The sequence below is a fragment of the Variovorax sp. GW821-FHT09B05 genome (assembly GCF_059418265.1).
This window is the reverse complement of sequence record NZ_JBWKPN010000006.1, coordinates 78,740-98,920: the sequence shown is the minus strand read 5'-3', so window position 1 is coordinate 98,920 and position 20,181 is coordinate 78,740. Positions and strand designations below refer to the sequence as shown.

Annotated in this window: 20 protein-coding genes; 3 read left to right on the top strand and 17 right to left on the bottom strand. The window is 69.1% G+C overall.

Annotated features, from left to right (window positions below; genetic code table 11):
- Nucleotides 1-10 precede the first annotated feature (10 nt).
- Nucleotides 11-514, bottom strand: a complete 504-nt coding sequence (locus AC07RM_RS17205; RefSeq protein ID WP_093349201.1) for a (2Fe-2S)-binding protein — start codon at nucleotides 512-514, stop codon at nucleotides 11-13.
- A 208-nt stretch (nucleotides 515-722) separates the two neighbouring features.
- Here AC07RM_RS17205 and AC07RM_RS17200 point away from each other — a divergent pair, with 208 nt between their 5' ends.
- Entirely contained in the window at nucleotides 723-1,868 is a 1,146-nt protein-coding gene (locus tag AC07RM_RS17200; RefSeq protein WP_495335302.1) for a helix-turn-helix domain-containing protein, read from the top strand.
- A 1-nt stretch (nucleotide 1,869) separates the two neighbouring features.
- On the opposite strand, the gene AC07RM_RS17195 is transcribed toward AC07RM_RS17200, so the two are convergent.
- From AC07RM_RS17195 to AC07RM_RS17160, 8 genes are all read right to left on the bottom strand, one after another.
- Nucleotides 1,870-2,247, bottom strand: coding sequence for a nuclear transport factor 2 family protein (locus tag AC07RM_RS17195; RefSeq protein ID WP_093349196.1), 378 nt, complete (start codon nucleotides 2,245-2,247; stop codon nucleotides 1,870-1,872).
- Nucleotides 2,248-2,347: 100 nt separating this feature from the next.
- Nucleotides 2,348-3,823, bottom strand: coding sequence for a M81 family metallopeptidase (locus AC07RM_RS17190; RefSeq protein ID WP_495335301.1), 1,476 nt, complete (start codon nucleotides 3,821-3,823; stop codon nucleotides 2,348-2,350).
- Nucleotides 3,820-5,109, bottom strand: coding sequence for a Zn-dependent hydrolase (locus tag AC07RM_RS17185; RefSeq protein WP_495335300.1), 1,290 nt, complete (start codon nucleotides 5,107-5,109; stop codon nucleotides 3,820-3,822). Before AC07RM_RS17185 ends, AC07RM_RS17190 begins: the two co-directional genes overlap by 4 nt.
- A 34-nt stretch (nucleotides 5,110-5,143) precedes the next feature.
- Nucleotides 5,144-5,857, bottom strand: a complete 714-nt coding sequence (locus AC07RM_RS17180; protein WP_495335299.1) for an ABC transporter ATP-binding protein — start codon at nucleotides 5,855-5,857, stop codon at nucleotides 5,144-5,146.
- Nucleotides 5,854-6,621: an ABC transporter ATP-binding protein gene (locus AC07RM_RS17175; RefSeq protein WP_495335298.1), complete on the bottom strand. Its 768-nt coding sequence runs from the start codon at nucleotides 6,619-6,621 to the stop codon at nucleotides 5,854-5,856. The genes AC07RM_RS17180 and AC07RM_RS17175 overlap by 4 nt, the downstream gene beginning before the upstream one ends.
- Nucleotides 6,618-7,577: a branched-chain amino acid ABC transporter permease gene (locus AC07RM_RS17170; RefSeq protein WP_495335297.1), complete on the bottom strand. Its 960-nt coding sequence runs from the start codon at nucleotides 7,575-7,577 to the stop codon at nucleotides 6,618-6,620. Before AC07RM_RS17170 ends, AC07RM_RS17175 begins: the two co-directional genes overlap by 4 nt.
- Before the next feature lie 5 nt (nucleotides 7,578-7,582).
- A complete protein-coding gene (locus AC07RM_RS17165; protein ID WP_057589571.1) occupies nucleotides 7,583-8,443 on the bottom strand; it encodes a branched-chain amino acid ABC transporter permease in 861 nt (286 codons plus the stop codon).
- A gap of 85 nt (nucleotides 8,444-8,528) precedes the next feature.
- Nucleotides 8,529-9,734 (bottom strand): ABC transporter substrate-binding protein, encoded by a 1,206-nt coding sequence (locus AC07RM_RS17160; RefSeq protein ID WP_495335296.1) that lies wholly within the window; start codon nucleotides 9,732-9,734, stop codon nucleotides 8,529-8,531.
- A 243-nt stretch (nucleotides 9,735-9,977) separates the two neighbouring features.
- Here AC07RM_RS17160 and AC07RM_RS17155 point away from each other — a divergent pair, with 243 nt between their 5' ends.
- Nucleotides 9,978-10,742 carry a FadR/GntR family transcriptional regulator gene (locus AC07RM_RS17155; protein ID WP_296781662.1) on the top strand — a complete coding sequence of 255 codons (765 nt, stop codon included), beginning with the start codon at nucleotides 9,978-9,980 and terminating at the stop codon, nucleotides 10,740-10,742.
- Nucleotides 10,743-10,874: 132 nt separating this feature from the next.
- On the opposite strand, the gene AC07RM_RS17150 is transcribed toward AC07RM_RS17155, so the two are convergent.
- Nucleotides 10,875-11,825 carry a LysR family transcriptional regulator gene (locus tag AC07RM_RS17150; RefSeq protein WP_208512027.1) on the bottom strand — a complete coding sequence of 317 codons (951 nt, stop codon included), beginning with the start codon at nucleotides 11,823-11,825 and terminating at the stop codon, nucleotides 10,875-10,877.
- Between the two features lie 97 nt (nucleotides 11,826-11,922).
- Here AC07RM_RS17150 and aptA point away from each other — a divergent pair, with 97 nt between their 5' ends.
- Entirely contained in the window at nucleotides 11,923-13,275 is a 1,353-nt protein-coding gene (aptA, locus tag AC07RM_RS17145; RefSeq protein ID WP_495335295.1) for an omega-aminotransferase AptA, read from the top strand.
- On the opposite strand, the gene AC07RM_RS17140 is transcribed toward aptA, so the two are convergent.
- The 7 genes from AC07RM_RS17140 to AC07RM_RS17110 form a co-directional block, all read right to left on the bottom strand.
- The gene (locus AC07RM_RS17140; RefSeq protein ID WP_495335294.1) at nucleotides 13,276-14,145 is read right to left on the bottom strand and encodes a hypothetical protein; all 870 of its coding nucleotides are present in this window, start codon (nucleotides 14,143-14,145) and stop codon (nucleotides 13,276-13,278) included.
- A gap of 104 nt (nucleotides 14,146-14,249) precedes the next feature.
- Entirely contained in the window at nucleotides 14,250-15,638 is a 1,389-nt protein-coding gene (locus tag AC07RM_RS17135) for an FAD-dependent oxidoreductase (RefSeq protein ID WP_495335293.1), read from the bottom strand.
- Between the two features lie 17 nt (nucleotides 15,639-15,655).
- Complete coding sequence (locus tag AC07RM_RS17130; protein ID WP_495335292.1) at nucleotides 15,656-16,105, bottom strand: GNAT family N-acetyltransferase; 450 nt, start codon at nucleotides 16,103-16,105, stop codon at nucleotides 15,656-15,658.
- Complete coding sequence (locus AC07RM_RS17125) at nucleotides 16,102-16,665, bottom strand: phosphonate degradation HD-domain oxygenase (protein ID WP_093349162.1); 564 nt, start codon at nucleotides 16,663-16,665, stop codon at nucleotides 16,102-16,104. The genes AC07RM_RS17130 and AC07RM_RS17125 overlap by 4 nt, the downstream gene beginning before the upstream one ends.
- Before the next feature lie 2 nt (nucleotides 16,666-16,667).
- The gene (gene phnY, locus AC07RM_RS17120; protein WP_057589562.1) at nucleotides 16,668-18,116 is read right to left on the bottom strand and encodes a phosphonoacetaldehyde dehydrogenase; all 1,449 of its coding nucleotides are present in this window, start codon (nucleotides 18,114-18,116) and stop codon (nucleotides 16,668-16,670) included.
- Between the two features lie 18 nt (nucleotides 18,117-18,134).
- Nucleotides 18,135-19,361 (bottom strand): phosphonoacetate hydrolase, encoded by a 1,227-nt coding sequence (gene phnA / locus AC07RM_RS17115; protein ID WP_495335291.1) that lies wholly within the window; start codon nucleotides 19,359-19,361, stop codon nucleotides 18,135-18,137.
- A 1-nt stretch (nucleotide 19,362) separates the two neighbouring features.
- A complete protein-coding gene (locus AC07RM_RS17110) occupies nucleotides 19,363-20,088 on the bottom strand; it encodes a phosphonate utilization associated transcriptional regulator (protein ID WP_208512020.1) in 726 nt (241 codons plus the stop codon).
- Nucleotides 20,089-20,181: the final 93 nt, after the last annotated feature.

Genomic DNA, 20,181 nt, shown 5'->3' with positions numbered 1-20,181 from the left:
GTCGTGCTCCTCAGGCCGCGGCCGTGGCCTGGACCGGAACCGGGTTGCCCGAGGCCATGGCCTCGCCGCCCATCACCACGGCCTTGACGATGTTCTGGTAGCCGGTGCAGCGGCACAGGTTGCCGTCGAGCAGCTCGCGAATCTCGGATTCGCTCGACTTCGGGTGGTGGGTGCACAGGTCGATGGCGCTCATGACCATCCCCGGCGTACAGAAGCCGCATTGCAGGCCGTGGCATTCCTTGAACGCGGCCTGCATCGGGTGCATGGTGCCGTCGGGCTGGGCCACGCCTTCGATGGTGGTGATTTCGGCGCCGGCCACCTGGGCCGCCAGGATGTTGCACGACTTGACGGCCCGGCCGTCGACGTGGACGGTGCAGGCGCCGCACTGGGCGGTGTCGCAGCCGACGTGGGTGCCGGTGAGGTGGAGGTGCTCGCGGATCGCGTGCACGAGGAGGGTGTTGGGTGGCGCGTCGACGGTGACCGAGCGGCCGTTGACCTTGAGGGCTACCTGCATGTGGCTGTCTCCGTGAAGGGTGATGGCTGACAGGCCCGCACCTCGCAGCGGCATGGGCGGGCCCCGAGGGCATCTTGGATGCCGACCCCCTGCACTATCCTAGGCAAAACCCTCGACGCTTGCGCCGGGGGCCTGAAATTCTCAAAATGAAACAGCTTGCCGTTCGGCAGGTCCCCAAAACGGGCGCCCCACGCGCCCCCGCAAACAGATGCTCGCTTCCAACGCCCTGCCGACACCCGAGCGCTCGCTGGCCATCGCCCAGGCCCGGCAGGCCCTGATCCATGGCGATGCCGTCGATCTGCGCGCCCCGCCCGGCAGCCGCATCGAACCCTGGATCGCCCGCTCCTGGCAGCGCTGCATCGAGGCCGGCCAGCAGCCGCAGCAGCGCGTGAGCTTCGAGCCGGTGGGCCGCAGCGCCCAGCGCGCGGTGGCGGAACGCAACCGCGCCCTGGTGTCGGCCGCGCGTCCGGTGATCGAACGCTTGTCGCGCGCCATTGCCGACACCCGCTATTTCGCCGTGCTGACCGATGCCGAGGGCATCGTGGTCGACGTGGGCCTGCTGCCCGACGGCACCGACGACGCCAGCCGCTACGCGCGCAACATCGCGCGCATCGGCGTCGACCTGTCGGAACGCGCCATCGGCACCAGCGCGATCGGCACCGCGCTGGCCGAGCAGGAATCGGTCTGGCTGCACGGCGGCGAGCATTTCTTCGACGACACCAGCGTCTACAGCTGCGCCGGCGCGCCGCTGTTCGGTCCCCAGGGCGACTGCATCGGCATGCTCGACCTGACCGGCGTGCAGGTGGCCGAGCGGCCCGAGCTGCGCCACCTCGCGACCCTGTCGGCGCGCAGCATCGAGAACGCGCTGGTGCTGCGCTCGCCCTGCGAGATGCTGCTGCGCCTGGCCTGGCCCGGCTGCCCCACCAGCGAAGCGGCCGAGGGCCTCTTGTGCATCGACGGCGGCGGCAACGTCACCGGCGCCAATGCTGCGGCGCGGCAAATGCTGCACCAGCCGCTGGCGCGCAGCCAGGGCGGCCTGCATTGCAACGACCTGTTCGCGCTGCCGCTCGACATGCTGTTCGATGCCGCGCGGCGCGGCGATGCGGTGCTCGAGGTGCCGCTGTGGTCGGGCCTGCGTGTGCAGGTACGGCCCCAGCGCGGCGACGGCAGCCATGCCAGTGCCGCCGCGCCCGAAGCCCGCCCGCGGTTGCGCGACGTGGAGACCGCGCTGATCCGCAAGGCCGTGGCCGATGCCCGCGGCAACGTGGCCGAGGCGGCGCGCGCGCTGGGCATCAGCCGCGCCACGGTCTACCGCAAGCTCTGGCGCGGGCGCGGCACCGGCACCACGGACTGACTCAGGCGCCGACCGGCACCTTGTCGAGAAAGCCGGTCACCGAGCGCAGCTTGCCCGCGTCCAGCCGCACGAAGTCGGTGCCCTGGATCAGGTCCTCGGCGCCGCTCGGCCCGAGCGTCCACGAGAAGCGCACGTGGTCGCCGTGCGCGTCGGCCTTGCCCAAAAGGTTGAAGCGGAAGCCCGGGTAGCGCTGGTGCACGGCGCCGACCAGCGCGCTGATCTGCGCATGGCCGCTGCCCTGCATGATCGGATCGACGTACTGCGCGTCGGCCGACCAGCCGGCCTCCAGCAGCGCGGCGCGGCGCGCGGGATCGGTCTCGTTCCAGACGGCGATGTAGCCTTGGGCGATGGCAACGGGGTCGTGGGCGGCGGTGTTCATGGTGACGATTCCTTCGGTGGATGCCCGCGACGTTGCGGGGTGAAGGAATGGTCGTTTCAGCGGCGCTTCGGGTCCATGACGCGGGAGGTCATGAACGCCTTCAGATCGGGTCGAGCGGAAACACCGGCCGCCGCACCTTGCCGAACGGGAACAGGCCGTAGTCCGAACTGGTCACGCCACGGCTGTCGCACTCCACCAGCGCGGCCGCGAGCGGCTCGAACACCGGCCGGCAGTACATGCGCGACTTCAGCAGCAGGAAGCGCTCGCGGCGCGGATCGAGCCCCGCGCATTCGAACACGCCGATGTCCCACGGCTCCTGCGTGCGCTCGGTGACCACGATGCGCGCGGCGCCGATGTCGAACAGCACGGTGCGGCCCATGCTGGCGCGCTGGCCGGTGTAGGTCGGGCCGGTGATGACGTACTCGCCGTCGCAGATCGTGCGCACGATGCCCGTCAACCGCACCGGCGCGTTCTCGCGGCCGATGCCCGCCAGCGAGACCTTGTTGCCCAGCGCCACCGTCGCGCGCGCGCCCTCGCCCGCCGCGATCAGCTGAGCCACTGCCTCGGGATCGCACAGCGGCCCGACGCCGATGCCCTCGAGCCCCTGGGCCAGCGCCTCCTGCAGCACGTCCATGGTGTCGCAGCTGCCGCCCGACATGCAGTTGTCGCCATGGTCGAGCAGCAGCACCGGACGCTCGGCACCGTCGGCCAGCTGCTTCGCGCGCGCGATCGAGTCGGCCAGCGGCTCGCTGTCGTAGACGAAGGCCGCGCGCTCGCGCCACATCTGCGCCGCGATGCGGTCGGCCGTGGCCTGCGCGCGCTCGCCCGACTGCGCGTCGACCACGATCACGCTCATGCACGGCGCCTCGATGTCCGACAGCGAGAAGCCCGCGAGGATCGACACCGCGAGCGACTCGCCCGAGGCCTCGGCCGCGCGCGCGGCATCGATGGCGCGCTGCATCGCGCCGGTGTAGGAGGCGCTGCGCAGCGTGTGGGCCATCAGCGGCAGCGAATGCCAGCGCATCGCGGGCCGCCCGCGCCCTGCCAGCAGGTCGAGCAGCAGCCGGCCCGCGTGTTCGCCGGTCTCGTACATGTCGACGTGCGGATAGGTCTTGAAGCCGACGATCACGTCGGCGTTCTCCACCATCGCGGGCGTGACGTTGGCATGCAGGTCGAGCGCCACGCCGATCGGCACGCCGGGCGCGGCCGCGCGCAGCCGCAGCAGCAGGTCGCCCTCGCCGTCCGCGCTGTTGTGGGCCACCATCGCGCCATGCAGGTCGAGCAGGATCGCGTCGCAGCCCGGCGCCGCATCGACGATGCGTTGCGTGAGCGCGTCGTAGGCGCGCGCGTCGACCGGCCCGCTCGGGTTGGCCGAGGCCGACACCGGCGTGACCAGCTCGGCGCCGGCCGCCTCGGCCAGGTCGATGAAGGCCGACATCGCGGTGCGCATGCCCTTGTTGTCGCGGTACGCCTGCTGGTCGAAGGTCGGGCCGTCGGGCCCGAAGGCCGCGAGCGGCGTGGGCACGGGCGAGAAGGTGTTGGTCTCGTGGTTGAGACGTGCGATCAGCACCTTCATGCGGCCACCCCGGCGACACCGGCGCTCTGCACCATCGCCTGCAGCAGCACGTTGCAGCCGGCCTCGAGGTGCTCGGGTTCGGCGTCCTCGATCTCGTTGTGGCTGATGCCGTCGAGGCATGGCACGAAGATCATCGCGGTGGGGCACACGCGGGCGAGGTACACCGCATCGTGGCCCGCGCCGCTGATCACGTTCATCCACGTCAGGCCCTGCGCCTGCGCGGCGTCGCGCACCGCGGACACGAGCCCGGGCGTGAAAGGCTGGGGGGGGAAGTACACGACCTGCTCCACCGTCGCCTCCACCTTGCCGGCGGAAGCGAGGCGCAGCACGGCGTCCTTCAGTGCCGCGTCCATGGCCGACAGCACCGTATCGTCCGCCGCGCGCAGATCCACGCTGAGCTTGACCCGGCCCGGAATCACGTTGCGCGAGTTCGGGTAGTTGTCGATCCAGCCGACCGTGCCGCGCGCATGCGGTGCGTGCGCGAGCGCGATGCGGTTGACCTCGATCACGAGTTCGGCGGCGGCGAGCAGCGCGTCCTTGCGCAGTTCCATCGGCGTGGGGCCGGCATGCGCTTCCATGCCCTGCACCACGACGTCGTACCAGCGCTGGCCGAGGGCACCTTCGACCACGCCGATCACGCGCGCGTTGGCCTCGAGCACCGGGCCCTGCTCGATGTGCGCTTCGAAGTACGCGCCCACGGGCGATGCGGCCGCCGAGGCGGGCACCGTGCCCGCATAGCCGATCGCATCGAGCGCCTGCGCCACGCTCACGCCCTCGGTGTCGCGCTGCGCGAGCGCGTGTTCCAGCGTGAAGGCATCGACGAACACACCCGAGCCCATCATCACCGGCACGAAGCGCGAGCCTTCTTCATTGGTCCACACGGCCACTTCGAGCGGCGCTTCGGTCGACACCTTCGCGTCGTTGAGCGCGCGGATCACCTCCAGCCCCGCGAGCACGCCGTAGTTGCCGTCGAACTTGCCGCCCGTGGGCTGCGTGTCGATGTGGCTGCCGGTGGTGACGGGCGGCAGCGCGTTGTTGCGGCCGGCACGGCGCGCAAAGATGTTGCCGATGGCATCCACCCGCACCTCGCAGCCCGCCTCGCGCGCCCAGCGCACGAACAGGTCGCGGCCCTGGCGGTCGAGGTCGGTCAGCGCGAGGCGGCACACGCCGCCCTTCTCGGTGGCGCCGACCTGGGCCAGCTGCATCAGCGAATCCCAGAGGCGCTGGCCGTCGATGCGGAGGGCGCGCACATCGGGTGCGGAAGAAGTTTCGATGGTTGTCGTCATGGTTCTGCGAATGAGGTCTGGAAGACGGGAGGCTTCAGGCGAGGCCGACGCCGAGGTAGCGGTCCTTCACGTCGTGGTCGGCCATGAAGGCGGCGTTGCCCGCCTCGTGCACGATCACGCCCTGCTCCACGATGTAGTGGCGGTCTGCGAGCTGCACGCACACCTCGAGGTTCTGCTCGACCAGCAGGATGGCGACACCCGCGGCCTTGATGGTTTTCAGCTGCGCGACGATCTCCTCGACGATCACCGGCGCCAGGCCTTCGACCGGCTCGTCGAGGATCAGCAGGCGCGGATGGTTCATCAGCGCGCGGCCGATCGCTAGCATCTGCTGCTCGCCGCCCGAGAGCTGGCCGCCGCCGTTGCGGCGCCGCTCCTTCAGGCGCGGAAAGATGCGGTAGATGTCCTCGAGCTGCCACGGCGACTCGCGCCGCTGGCCGAGCAGCAGGTTCTCCTCGACCGTCAGCAGCTTGAAGATGCCGCGGTGCTCGGGCACCAGGCAGACGCCGCGCGCGGCGATGCGGTGCGCGGGCTGGCCCGCGATGTCGGCGCCCTGGAAGCGCACGCGCCCGGCCGTGGGCGTGACCGCGCCCGCGATGCTCTTGAGCGTGGTCGACTTGCCCGCGCCGTTGCGGCCCAGCAGCGTCACCAGTTCGGCCTCGCCCACGCGCAGCGACACGCCCTGGAGCACGTGGCTCTTGCCGTAGTGCGCATGCAGGCCCTCGACCTCGAGGATGTGGGTGATGCTCATGCCTTGCCTCCCGTGATCATGTTGCCGAGGTAGGCGCTGCGCACGCGCGCATCGGCGCGGATGTCGCCCGGCAGTCCCTCGGCCAGCACGCGGCCCAGCTGCATCACGGTCACGGTGTCGGAGATGTCCATCACGATGTTCATGTTGTGTTCGATCAGTACCACGGTGTGCCGGTCGCGCAGTCCGCGGATCAGCTGCTTCATGTCGTCGAGGTCGTCGATGCCCATGCCCGAGGTCGGCTCGTCGAGGAAGATCGCCTTCGGCCGCGCGGCCAGCGCCATGCCGACCTCGAGCCGCCGCTGCTGGCCATGCGAGAGCTCGGCCGCCGGCACATCGGCGAAGCGCTCGAGGCCCACGCGCTGCAGCACCTCGTCCACGGTCTGCGTGCAGGCCAGCTCGCCGACCGGCGCGCGCCAGCAGTTCATGGCCTGGCGCGGCGCGATGCCCTGCGCCGCCACGCGCAGGTTCTCGCGCACCGCGAGGCTGCCGAACAGGCTCGTGACCTGGAACGAGCGCGCCATGCCGCGCTGCACGCGGCGGTGGTCGGGCTCGCGCGTCACGTCGTGGCCATCGAACAGGATGCGCCCGCCGGTGGTGGTGCCGGTGCCCGTGAGCATGTGGAACAGCGTGGTCTTGCCCGCGCCGTTCGGGCCGATCACCGAGTGCACGGTGTTGCGGCGGATCTGGAGGTCGACGCCGCCGAGCGCGGCGAACTTGCCGTAGTGCTTGGTGACGCCGACGGCTTCGATGAGGACGTCGCTCATGCTTTCTCTCCCTGCGCGGCGGAGGCGCCGGCGCCTTGCGCGCCCTTCCCGAAGATGCGTCGCCAGGCGCTCTCGCCCAGCCCCCAGAGGCCGCGCTGCATGCCGATGCTCACGCCGATCAGCAGCAGCCCCAGCAGCAGCAGCCAGCGCGGCCACAGCGTGGAGAGCCAGTCGGCCAGCAGCACGTAGAAAGCCGACCCCAGCACCGAGGCGAACAGGTTGCCGGTGCCGCCGATCACGGTGATGACCAGGATCATCTCGCTCGTGTGGTACTCGGCGTTCGACAGCGGCGCAATGCCGGTCATCATCGCGTGCAGCCCGCCCGCGAGGCCGGTGACGGCCCCCGAGATCACGAAGGCCAGCAGCTTGAAGCGCCGCAGGTCGTAGCCCACCGCGGCGGCGCGGTCGCCGTTGTCGCGGATCGCCAGCAGCGTGCGGCCGAACACCGAGTCGGTCACGCGCAGCAGCAGGCCGAAGGCGATCAGGAACATCACGGCCACGAAGGCGTAGTACTTCCACGGCGTGTCCATGAAGGCCGGGCGCGGCACGTCGAGCAGGCCGTTGTCGCCACCGGTCAGGCCCGAGGCCGTGTAGGCCACGAAATAGAACATCTGCGCGAAGGCCAGCGTGAGCATCACGAAGTAGGTGCCGCGCTGGCGTATCGCGACCCAGCCGACCAGCGCCGCGCCGAGCGCGCCCACTCCGATGGCCGCGAGCAGGGCCAGCGGCATCGGCAGCGCGAGCCGCGTGAGCAGGATCGCGATGGTGTAGCTGCCGAGGCCGAAGAAGATGCCCTGGCCGAAGGACAGCAGGCCCGTGTAGCCCAAGAGCAGGTTGCAGCCGAGCGCGGCGAGCGCGTAGATCAGCACCTCGCTCGCGAGCGAACCCGAGCGCATGAAGAGCGGCAGCGCCAGCGTGACGGCCAGTGCCAGCAGGAAAGTGATTTTTCTGGGCATGGCCTTCATCCTCTGCGGCCGAGCAGGCCATGCGGGCGCAGCAGCAGCACGGCCGCCATCGCGATATAGATCATCAGGCTCGCACCGGGCGGCCACAGGGTGCTCATCAGGCTCTGCACGATGCCGATCAGCAGGCCGCCGACCAGCGCGCCGCCGAAGCTGCCGAGCCCGCCGATCACCACCACCACGAAGGCCACGCCGAGCGCCTCCACGCCCATGAAGGGCTCGGCGCCGCGGATCGGCGCGGCCAGCACGCCGGCCAGCGCCGCCGTGGCCGCGCCGAGCGCGAACACCAGGCTGAAGACGCGGAACACGTTGATGCCGAGCAGCGAGACCATCTCGGTCGATTCGCTGCCCGCGCGCACCGCGCTGCCCAGGCGCGTGCCCTCGAGCACCCACCACAGCAGCACCGCGAGCACGGCGGTGAAGCCGATCACGAACAGCCGGTACTTCGGATAGATGAAGCTGCCCCACATCACCACGCCCTGCAGCAGGTCGGGCGTGGGCACGCTGTTGCCCAGCGGGCCCCAGAAGACGATCACGATCTCCTGCACCGCGAGCGCCAGGCCCACGGTGACGAGGATGTGGAATTCATGCGCCTTCGCATACACGCGGCGCAGCAGCAGCTTCTCGGCCAGCCAGCCGAGCGCGCCGACGGCCAGCGGCACCAGCACCAGCGCGGCCCAGAAGTTCAGGCCCCACTGCAGCGCCTGGAAGCACAGGTAGGCGCCCAGCAGGTAGAAGGCGCCGTGCGCGAAGTTCACGAAGCGCAGCAGGCCGAACACGATCGACAGGCCGACGGCCAGCAGGAAATACAGCATGCCGATGCCGATGCCGTTGATGGTCTGGAGCAGGTAGACGGACATGGGTGTGGGAAATGGAGCGTGCGGGCGGACCGCGCCCCGCCGCACCACCGCGGTGGCGCGGACGAGATCGCGGAACCGGCGTGACTCAGGCCAGCTTGCAGCCCGTCTTGTCGACCGGCAGGAAGGACTTTCCGGCGCTCACGACGTCGACATAGTCGGCCGCGTCCTTCATCTTCGACTTGGCCTTGCCCTTGAGCAGGTAGTAGTCCTTCACCACCTGGTGGTCGGCCTTGCGGATCTCCTCGCCGCCCGTGAGCCCGTCGAACTTCATGCCCTCGAGCGCGGCGATCACGGCCTTCTGGTCGACCGTGCCGGCCTTCACGATGCCGTCGATCAGGATCTTGGTGCAGATGTACGAGCCCGCGAGGCTGTAGTTGGGCACGATCTTGAGCTTGTCGGCGGTGCGCTTGACCAGCTCCTTGTTGAGCGGCGCATCCACCGTGTGCCAGTACTGCGCGCCGAAGTACACGCCGTCGCAGAGGTCGGCGCCGAGCTCGTCGAACTGCTCGAGCCCCGAGGCCCAGGCCATCAGGATCGTCATGTTCTTGTGCATGCCGAAGCTCACCGCCTGGCGCAGCGCGGCCGAGGACTGGGCGCCGAAGTTCAGCAGCAGCAGCACGTCGGGCTTGGCCGCCATCGCATTGGTGAGGTAGCCGCTGAACTCCTTTTCGTTGAGCGAGTGGTAGCTGTTGCCCACGTGCTCGATGCCCTTCTCCTGGAAGATGGTCTTGGCCGCGCTCAGCAGGCCGTCGCCGAACACGTACTGCGGCGTGATCGTGTACCAACGCTTGGCCTTGGGCATCTGCGCGACCAGCGGGCGCACCGTCTGCTCGATGGCGCCGAAGGTGGGCACCGACCAGCGGAAGGTGGCGGGGTTGCAGTCCTTGCCGGTGATCTCGTCGGCGCCCGCGGTGGTGATGAACAGGCCACCGGCCTTCTCGGCCTCCTTGCCCATGGCCAGCGCTTCCGACGACAGGATGCCGCCCGCGAAGAACTTCGCGCCCTGCTGCTGCGAGGCTTCCTGCACCTTGCGCACCGCGGTCGCGGGCTTGCCCTCGGTGTCGAGCACCGTGTAGGCCAGCGGACGCTTGAGCACGCTGCCGTACTGCTCGATCGCCAGCTTCATGCCGAGGTCGGCGAACTTGCCGTTGGCCGCGAAGGCGCCCGACATCGGCACCGGGCAGCCGAAGCGGATCGCCTCGGCCGATTGCGCGAAGGCCGAGCGGCCGGCCAGCAGGGAAGCGGGAGCGGCCGACAGGGCGGCCAGTTGGAGAAGGTGTCTGCGTTGCAAGAGGAACTCCGTCGTGGTGAGGGTGGAGAGGGATGGGCGTCCGCGGTCGCGGCGAATTTAAGCGGATAAATAGGATTAATATGCTGGTAAAAACCCGTTAGCAATCCCCGTGCCCAAAAACCACCCACTTCGCGGGCCCCTCGCCCCGCCCGCGTGCACCACGCCGATGCGCCCAGGACCGCTGGGTAAGATCGCCCGCTGTTGCGCATTCCGCGCATCTCCCGAGGGACATCGAGCGTGGGCATGACAGTGGGGCAACACCGCCCGAAGCGACAAAAGCTCTCGGACGTCATCGTCGAGGACGTGAAGCGCTGGATCGTGGCCGAGCGCAAGCAGCCGGGCGACCGGCTGCCGAACGAGAAGGAACTGATCGAGCTGTTCGGCTATTCGAAGAGCACGGTGCGCGAGGCGCTCAAGGCGCTCGAAGTCAGCGGCCTGATCTCGATCCGCACCGGGCCCGGCGGCGGCGCCTACCTGCAGCAGGTGTCGGTCGAGCATGCGTCGGAGCCGCTGCGCAACTTCCTGCACTTCCACCACCTCGACGGCCACCACATCTACCAGCTGCGCAAGGCGCTCGAGCCCGAGCTCGCGGTCAGCGTGGTGGGCCGGCTCACGCCCGAGATGTTCGAGCGGCTCGAGGAGAACGTGCGCCTGTGCACGAAGGAGCCGACCTCCGAGGACGAGCAGCGCATCCAGCGCGAGGCCGAGCTGGCCTTCCACACCATCCTGGCCGAGGCCTGCCCCAACCCGGTGCTGTCCTTCATGTGCCGCTTCCTCAACGACCTGCTGCGCGACCTCGTGGTCTACAAGAAGGCGCTCGACCACCATCACTTCGGCGAGGCCAACGTCGACTACCACACGCAGCTGCTGGCGGCCTACCGCAAGGAGGACGCCGCGACGGTGCAGCGGCTGATGAGCGAGCACATGGTCGACGCCGAGCAGCACATGCACGAGATGGAGGCGCACATCGGCGCCAAGCATCTTCTCGTGCCCAACGCCCAGCGCTGACAAGGCGTGAATAAACCTGCTGCGCGCCCCGATCTCGCACCTGCGGTCCTCACCGTACAAGGTACGGCTCCGGTCCTCGGCGCGACCTCGGCGCGCTCGCTACGGTTTCTTCACGCCTTGTGAGCGCGCCTCCTACTTGCCGCGGTGCGCCGCCGTGAGGCAGGCCTGAAACGCCAGCACCGCGCGCGAAGGCTTCGGCGAACGCCGCAGCAGACTCACGAAGCGGCATTCGTAATGGAAGCGCTCGGGCAGCACCGGGCGCATCAGCCCGCGCTGCTCGAACACCTGCGCATAGTGGTCGGGCAGGAAACCCAGGAAACGCCCCGACAGGATGAGCGTGGCGATCGCCTCCTGGTCGAAGCCCGTGGCCTTGCGCGAGAGCTGCGCGCGGTGGCTGAGCTCCATGTTGGGCGAGTGGTAGCCCAGGCCCGCGAAATGGTGCTCGCGCAGCTTCGGCCAGGTGAGCTTCGCATGGCTGGCCTCGAACAGCGGATGGCCGCGGCCGCAATACAGCAGCATGGTCTCGCCGAACAGTTCTTCATAGACCAGGCTCTTCGAGCTGCGGTGCGCCGGGATGATGCCGATCTGGAAGTGGCCCTCGAGCACGCCCTGCTCGATCGCGTTGATCGAACCCACGTGCACCGCCAGGCTGACCTCGGGCGCCACTTCGGCAAAGCGCGCGATCGCCTCGCCGATGCGCGCCTGCGGATTGGTCGCGGTCTTGTCGAACAGCGCCACCTCGAGCTGGCCGCCCATGCGGTTGTGGATGTCGTCGATGCTGCCGCGGAAGGCGTCGACCGAGGCCAGCAGCCGCAGCGTCTCGTCGTAGACGCGCTGGCCCTCGGCCGTGAGTGCGAAGCCGGCCCGGCCGCGCCGGCACAGCACCAGACCGAGCCGGGTCTCGAGGTCCTTCACATGGCGGCTCACGGTCGAGGTGCCGATGTTGAGCTCGAGCTCGGCCGCCGCCATGCCGCCGCAGTCGACCACGCTCTTGAACACCTTGAGCAGGCGCAGGTCCATATCGCTGAGCTGGCCCAGCACGGCACGGCTGCGGGCCGTGGAAGCGCCTTCTTTTACTTGCATGGATCGTCAAGTGAACATTGATATTGCGCCATTCTCCACACTGAACGGCTTGCCAACAATCGACGCGTCAGCTTTCCCACCCAACCTGGACGCACCCATGACCCTCGCCACGCCCGATCTCGCCAACCCGGCCCCGCGCACCGATGCCGCCTGGCTCGAGGCGCACTGGATGCCCTACACCGCCAATCGCCAGTTCAAGGCCGACCCGCGCCTGATCGTCGAGGCCAAGGGCGCCTACTTCACCGACCACGAAGGCCGCAAGATCTTCGACGGCCTCTCGGGCCTGTGGTGCTCGGGCCTGGGCCACGGCCGCCCCGAGATCACCGAAGCGGTGAGTCGCCAGATCGCGAAACTCGACTATTCGCCGGCCTTCCAGTTCGGCCATCCGCTGTCCTTCGAGCTCGCCAACAAACTCAAGGAGCTGACGCCCGCGGGCCTCGACTACGTCTTCTTCACCGGCTCGGGCTCCGAGGCCGCCGACACCTCGCTCAAGATGGCGCGCGCCTACTGGCGCGCCAAGGGCCAGGCCAGCAAGACCCGGCTGATCGGCCGCGAGAAGGGCTACCACGGCGTCAACTTCGGCGGCATCTCGGTCGGCGGCATCGGTGCCAACCGCAAGCTGTTCGGCCAGGGCGTCGAGGCCGACCACCTGCCCCACACCCAGCTCGCGGCCAATGCCTTCACGCGCGGCATGCCCGAGAACGGCGCCGAGCTGGCCGACCGCCTGCTCGACCTGATCGCGCTGCACGACGCCTCGAACATCGCGGCCGTCATCGTCGAGCCCTTCGCGGGTTCGGCCGGCGTGGTGATCCCGCCGCAGGGCTACCTGAAACGCCTGCGCGACATCTGCACCGCGCACAACATCCTCTTGATCTTCGACGAGGTCATCACCGGCTTCGGCCGCTGCGGCACCCTCACCGGCGCCGATGCCTTCGGCGTGGTGCCCGACATCATGAATGCCGCCAAGCAGATCACCAACGGCGCGCAGCCGCTGGGCGCCGTGATCGCCAGCAAGGAGATCTACGACACCTTCATGGCCGCGGGCGGCCCCGACTACATGCTCGAGTTCCCGCACGGCTACACCTACTCGGCCCACCCGGTGGCCTGCGCCGCCGGCATCGCCGCGCTCGACGTGCTGCAGAAGGAAGACATGCCCGCGCGCGTGAAGGCGCTGGCCCCGCATTTCGAGAACGCCGTGCACAGCCTCAAGGGCAGCAAGCACGTCACCGACATCCGCAACTTCGGCCTCGCGGCCGGCCTCACCATCGCCGCGCTGCCGGGCGAACCGGCGCGCCGTCCCTACGAGATCGCGATGAATTGCTGGAAGAAGGGCTTCTACGTGCGCTACGGCGGCGACACCATCCAGCTCGCGCCGCCGTTCATCTCGGAGAAGGCCGAGATCGATCGCATGATCAATGCGCTGGGCGACGCGCTGGCGGAAACCAACTGATCAGATCCCGCCCGACATGACCTTGATGTTCGAGGTGCGCACGGCATACACGCCGCCGAAGCTCCTGAACCAGATCAGGTCGCCAGACCGCGCGATGAACCGGCCATTCATCTCGATCTCGATGCGGGGCGTCAGCAGATCCGACTTGTAGCTGAAGTCTTTCTCGGTCCCGCCCTTGGCCTGGCCCTCCTGCTGCGGCGCTTCCTTCGCGATGAAGGCCGCGAGCGCCGAGAAGCCCTGGGCCGCCTCCGTGCCCAGCCGGGCCTGCATCTCGGGCGTGAGACGGGCCAGGTCGTCCAACTGGTACGACGAAGGCAGCTGGTACATGTAGACGCCCGACCACTGGTCGGCGCCCTGCCCGTACTCCAGCCGCACCGCCGCCGCGGTCAGCAGGCGGTCGTTGTCGGTCTTGCTCACGAACAGGTAGGGCGTGGCCAGCGTGCGGCCCGGCGCGCCGGTCGCGGCATCTTCCACGACCTCCAGGCCCTGTTGCGTCGCGGCCGCGAGGAACAGCTCCCGCGGCGCCAGCGTCAGCTTGCCCCGCAGGCGTACGGCGTCCGCCTCGGTGTTGCTGTCGATCATGCTGGCGTTGGCTGCTACACCCAATGGGCCGAGCAGCAGGCCGAGGGCCGCGCCGCCACCGCCGAAGTTCTGGGAGTAGACGATGCTCTTGGCCGCATCCAGATGGCGCACGGCATGGCGCTCGTCCTCGACCGCCTTGGAATGGGCCAGCGAGAAAGTCCCCGGCGACTGGCCGGTGACGGGGCGAAGCTTGTAGGTCGGCGGCGTTCCGCAGCCGACAAGACTCGCGACGGCCAGCAACGCGCCCAGCCAGAACGTGCGACGGCGCACGGCCTTGAAATATGTCATGCCTTCTCCTCGTCTTCGTGTTGTGATGCCTGCCGCTCCCATGCGGCGCGCGGATCATAGACGGGTGCCATGACGTGCGGGCCCGCCCGGCCCGCCGCCTCGGGTCAGGCCTTGTCGGCCTTGCCCGCAGCATTCGCGAGCTTGCTGAGCATGCGATCCACCAGCCAGGGCTGGCGGTTCTCGTCCTCGGCGAGCTCCTTGCGGCGGATCGCATTGCGCACCACGATCGATCCCACATAGCGCACCGGCTCGGGCGGAAAGTAGCCCAGCGGCCCCTTCGTGATCGGGCTGCGCGTCCAGGCGTTGTCCTGGTCGAGCACCAGCGACGACAGGATCTGCCCGCCCATGTAGGTCGGCCCGACGCCGTTGCCCGAGTAGCCGAAGCCGTAGTAGATGTGCGGCGCGCCATCGAGCCGGCCGAAGAACGGGAAGCCCGTGACCGAGCGGTCGGACGGGCCGTTCCAGCTCGCGGTGATCGGCGTTTCGCTCAGGGCCGGGAAGAAGGAACGCAGCGCCTGCGTGAGCTCGGCCTCGTAGGGCGAGCGCTCGTCGAACACCTTGGCCATGCGCCCGCCCCAGGCGAAGGTGTTGCCGCCCTTGCCCAGCATGAGGCGGCCATCGGCGGTGCCGCGGTAGTAATAGACGAAGGTGCGCGAATCGAGCACCGACACGCCGTCGGTCAGGCCGCTGCGCGCGAGCAGCTCGGGGCAGCGCTCGGTGATCACCATGTCGCTCGACACGATGGCGATGGTGCGCTCGAACTGCGCGAAGCGGCTGGCCATCCAGGCATTCATCGCGAGCACCAGCTTGTTCGCGCGCACGCTGCCGGCCGGCGTGCGCACCACGACCGGATGACCGGTGGAGAAATCGAGCATCGGCGTGCGCTCGTGGATGCGGATGCCCATCGCCAGCGCCACGCGCCGCAGCCCGCGCACCAGCTTGCCCGGATGCACGGTGGCCGCGATCGGCGAGTACACGCCCGCGAGGTTGCGCGCCGAGCCCGAGCGCCGCGCCACTTCCTCTGGCGGCAGGGTGCGATAGGAATGGATGCCGCGCGCCTCGAGCGCGCGCATCATCGGATCGAGCGTGCCGACCTGGGCCGGCGAGGTGGCGGTGTAGAGCGTGCCGTCCTGGCGCAGCTCGGCGTCGATGCCGTGGGCGGCGCAGAAGTCGGCGATGTGCTGCACCGCGGCCTCCGAGGCCTTGACCAGGCGCACCGCCTCGTCCTCGCCGAACAGCCGGCGCAGGGTCAGGAACTTGGCCGACCAGGTGAGCAGGCAGCCGCCGTTGCGCCCGCTCGCGCCGGCGCCGCAAAGGTCGCTCTCGAGAATGACGATGTCGAGCGCGGGCGCCTGCTGCTTGGCCTGGATCGCGGTCCACAGGCCGGTGAAGCCGCCACCGACGATGCAGAGGTCGGCCTCGCATTCGCCCTGCAGCGCGGGCGCGAGGTCGCCGTCGTTGAACAGGGCCTGTTCGATCCAGAAGGGGCGCATGGCGGCTCCGTAGGTGGTCAGGGCTTGCGCCGCATCTCGTAGGAAAACTCGGACTCGCGCTCGACGAGGAAGCCGAAGCGCGCATAGAGCGCGCGGGCCGGATTCGCCTTGAGCACGCTGAGCGTGAGGTCCACGCCGGCGCGCCCGGCCTCGGCGACGACCTCGGCCAGCAGCCCGGTGCCGATGCCGCCGCCCTGATAACCCGGTGCAAGCTGGATCTGGATCAGCACCCACTCGCGAGGATCGCGCGACACCTTGAGCAGGCCGACCGGCTCGCCCTCGTGCAGCAGCACCTCGGCGCATTCGAAGCGGTGCATCAGCCGCGCCATGTGGTGCGCGTCGCTGACCTCGGCGCCCGAAGCCACCACGTGGCCGTTCATCGTGCGCTGCCGCAGCGCGAGCAGGAAAGGCACGTCTTCCTGCGTGGCCGGACGGCGCGCCAACACGACCGGTGGCGCTGAGTTCATGCCGCGATGGCGGTGGGCTTCAACGCGGCCTCCAGGTGCCGCACGTAATGCGCGAGGTCCGGCGTCTTCGCGTCGGCGCACTTGGCCGTGTCGTCCCAGCGCCGCAGCCGCACCGCGTCCTTCGCGTAGGGCAGCGCCTCGAAGGCACTGGCCTGCGCCGAATCGAACACGCCGCCCTGCAGCTGCAGGCTGCGCTGCGAATCGGGCGACAGTGCCTCCAGATAACCGGGCTCGCGCGCGCACAGGAAGCGCTTGGCGTCCACGTGCAGCCGGATCGGCTCCAGCGTGGCCGGACCGAACAGCGCGCGCAGGAACGGCAGGCAGCGGTACTGGTGCAGGTCGTCGAGCCCCTGCTGCGTCGGTGTGCCGCCGAAGTCGTGCAGCAGGTGGCCCAGGTCGTGCAGCAGCGAGGCGGCGATCAGCGCGCTGTCCGCCCCCTCCTGCTCGGCCAGGTGCGCGGATTGCAGCGCATGCTCGAGCTGGGTGACGGGCTCGCCGTCGTACTGGGCATGGCCCTTGGTTTCGAACAGGCCGACGATGTCGGGAAGGCTCAGGCTCATGGTTACCAGGGCAGCGAGTAGGTCTTGGTGTTGGTGAAGCTCTTCATCGCCTCGAGCACGCCTTCCTTGTAGCCCAGGCCCGAGTCCTTGATGCCGCCGAACGGCGTGAGTTCGAGCCGGTAGCCCGGCACCTCGCGCACGTTGACGCTGCCGACGTTGAGCTCGCGGATGAAGCGCGTGATGTGGTCGAGCCGGTTGGTGCAGATCGACGACGACAGGCCGTAGGCCGTGCCGTTCGAGATGCGGATCGCCTCGTCGATGGTCTTGAAGCGGATCACCGGCGACACGGGACCGAAGGTCTCGTGCTTCGCCACCGTCATCCCGGGATCGACGCGGTCGAGCACCGTCGGCGAATACAGCGCGCCGCGGCGCTCGTTGCCGTACAGCAGCTTCGCGCCGGCCGCGATGGCCTCGTTCACCACGCCCTCGAACTGCTTCGCGGCGGCTTCGTCGATCACCGTGCCCATGTCGGTGTCGGGATCCATCGGGTCGCCGTACTTCAATGCGCGGGTCTTGGCCACCAGCAGCTCGACGAACTGGTCGGCCACCGATTCGTGCACCAGCATGCGCTTGATCGCGGTGCAGCGCTGGCCCGAGTTCTTGTACGAGCCGCTGGCCGCGAGCGTGGCCGCCTCCTCGATGTCGGCATCGTCCATCACGATGATCGGGTCGTTGCCGCCGAGCTCGAGAATCTGGCGCTTGTAGACCGCCTTGGCCGCGATGTACTTGCCGATCGGCACGCCGCCGGTGAAGGTGACGAGGTCGACGTCGGCATTGGTCAGCAGCTCGTCGGCGATCTCGCGCGGGTCGCCCGTGAGCACCGACAGCATCGGCGGCGGCAGGCCGGCCTCGTAGAGGATGTCGGCCAGCAGGAAGGCCGCCAGCGGCGTCTTCTCGCTGGGCTTGAGCACGATGCGGTTGTTGGTGGCGATGGCCGGCGCCACCTTGTGGATCACCTGGTTGAGCGGATGGTTGAACGGCGTGATGGCCGTGATCGCGCCCTGCAGCGGCTCGCGCAGCGTGTAGACCTTGCGGCTCTTGCCGTGGTGCGTGAGGTCGCACGAGAACACCTGGCCATCGTCGACCAGCGCCTGGTTGGCCGCGAACAGCAGCACGTCGGAGGCGCGGCCCACCTCGTAGAGCGAGTCCTTGCGCGACAGCCCCGATTCGAGCGTGATGGTGCGCGAGATCTCGTCGAGGCGCGAGGCGATGATCTCGCCCGCGCGCATCAGGATCTTGTAGCGCTCGTAGCGCGTGAGTGTGGGCTTGTAGTCGCGCGCGATGCGCAGCGCGTTGCGCACGTCGTCGAGCGTGGCCTTGGGCACGGTGGCGATCACCTCGCCGGTGTAGGGATAGGTGACCTCGATCGTGCGGTCGCGGTAGACGCGCTCGCCGGCGATGCGCAGGGCTTCGCGGTGGATGGTGCCTGGCTTCAGCGTGGCTTGGCTCATGGGTGCTCCGGCGGTCGGTTACTGGGCGTGGTTCAGCGCGATGTCGAGCGCATCGAAGTTGCGCAGCCGGCGGCCGGCGGCGATGCCCGTCACCGGGCGGTTGCAGATCAGCGGCACGCGCTGCTCCGACACGCCACCGTGCGAGCGCAGCGGCACCTCGAGCGCCGACAGGTCGTGGCGGCTGGCCGCGGTGCCGATCACGGTGTTCTTCTCGCTCACGACCACGATGTCGCCGATGCGGTCGGCGGGGAGCTCGAAGCGCTGCGCCGCCTCCTTGCGCGACAGCACCGACTCCATGCCCGGCACCTGGCGGATGCGCTCGATCCAGCCCGGCACGCTGGCCTCGTCGGGCGCGTAGACCGTGGCGAAGGAACCGAGCGCGCCGTGGTGCACCACGTAGGGATCGGTGATCGGCAGGATCACGCGCGCGGTGCCGGCGCCGTACCAGCCGTCGAGCACGTCCTGCAGGTAGATGACGTTGGGCGAGCCGTCGGCGCCGTGCTTGTCGTTCATGCCGTGGTCGGCGGTCAGCACGATGGTGGCGCCCAGCGCATCGAGCTGCGCCAGGTAGCGGTCCATCATCGCGTAGAAGGCATTGGCCTGTTCGCTGCCGGGCGCGGCCTTGTGCTGCACGTAGTCGGTGGTCGACAGGTACATCAGGTCGGGGCGGCGCGACTCCATGAGCTTCACGCCGGCCGCGAACACGAACTCGGAGAGCTCGGCGCTGTAGACCGAGGGCACCGGCATGCCGACCATGCCGAGCACGTCGTCGATGCCGTTCTCCTCCATCGTCACCTGGTCCGACTTCTCGGACGAGAAGCAGATGCCCTTCATGCGGTGGCCCAGCAGCTTGCGCAGCTTGTCCTTGGCCGTGACCACGGCCAGCTTGGCGCCCGCGTCGGCGAAGGCGGCCAGCACGGTGCCGGCGCGCAGGTACTTTGGGTCGTTCATCATCACTTCCTGGCCCAGCTCGCGGTCGAAGAAGTAGTTGCCGCAGATGCCGTGCACCGCGGGCGGCGCGCCGGTCACGATCGACAGGTTGTTCGGATTGGTGAAGGACGGCACGACGCAGTCGGCCAGCAGGTCGGCGCCCTCCTTGCGCATGCGGCCGAGGTACGGCGCCACGCCGGCGGCGATGGCCGCGTCGAGGTAGGCCGGCTCGCAGCCGTCCACGCACACGACCACGATCGGGCGCGCCATCCAGCGATAGCTCCTGGCATTGACTTCGAGGGTCTCCGGTGTCATTTCAGACTTCCTTTTGGGGTGGGTTGTTCGTGGTGGCGGCTTCGGCACCGGCGCGGCCGAAGGCCTTGTGCATGCGGGCGCGGCTGCCCGCGACATGCTGGCGCAGCGCGCGGCCCGCGATGTCGGGGTCGCCGCTGGCGATGGCCTCGACGATGTCGCGGTGCTCGTCGGCCGAGACCCGCAGGCCGCCGCCGCTGTCGAGCGCGCGCATGCGGAACAGGTGCAGCTCCTTCACGAGGCGCTTGTAGGTCTCGGTCAGCTTCTTGCTGCCCGCGGTGTCGAGCAGGATCTCGTGAAACTGCAGGTTGAGCTGCGCGTACTGCTCCACGTCCTGCGCCTGGGCCGCCGAGCGCATGGCATCGAGCATGGCGCGCAGCCGCTCGACGGCATCGGGCTTGATCGCCAGCGCCACGCGGCGGCCGATGATTTCCTCCAGCGCCTCGCGCAGCTCGTAGATCTCGTCGGCCTCCTCGAACGCGATCTCGCGCACGAAGACGCCGCGGTTCTTCTCGTTGCGCACCAGGCCCGCCTCCTCCAGCGCGCGCAGCGCCTCGCGGATCGGGCCGCGGCTGGTGTTGAAGCGCTGCGAGAGCTCGCTCTCGTTGATGCGGCTGCCCACCGGGAGCTCGCCCGTCATGATCAATCGCTCGATCTCCTCCTGCATCAGCATCGGCAGCGAGCTGGACTGGAGGAACGCGAGGGCGGAGGAGGGATTGCTGGTGACCATGGAACGCATTCTCCAGCCTCGGATTGAAAACTGTCAACAATTTTTTATTGACAGTCTTCAGTCTGCAATCTACATTGCCTTCACCGGATCCCG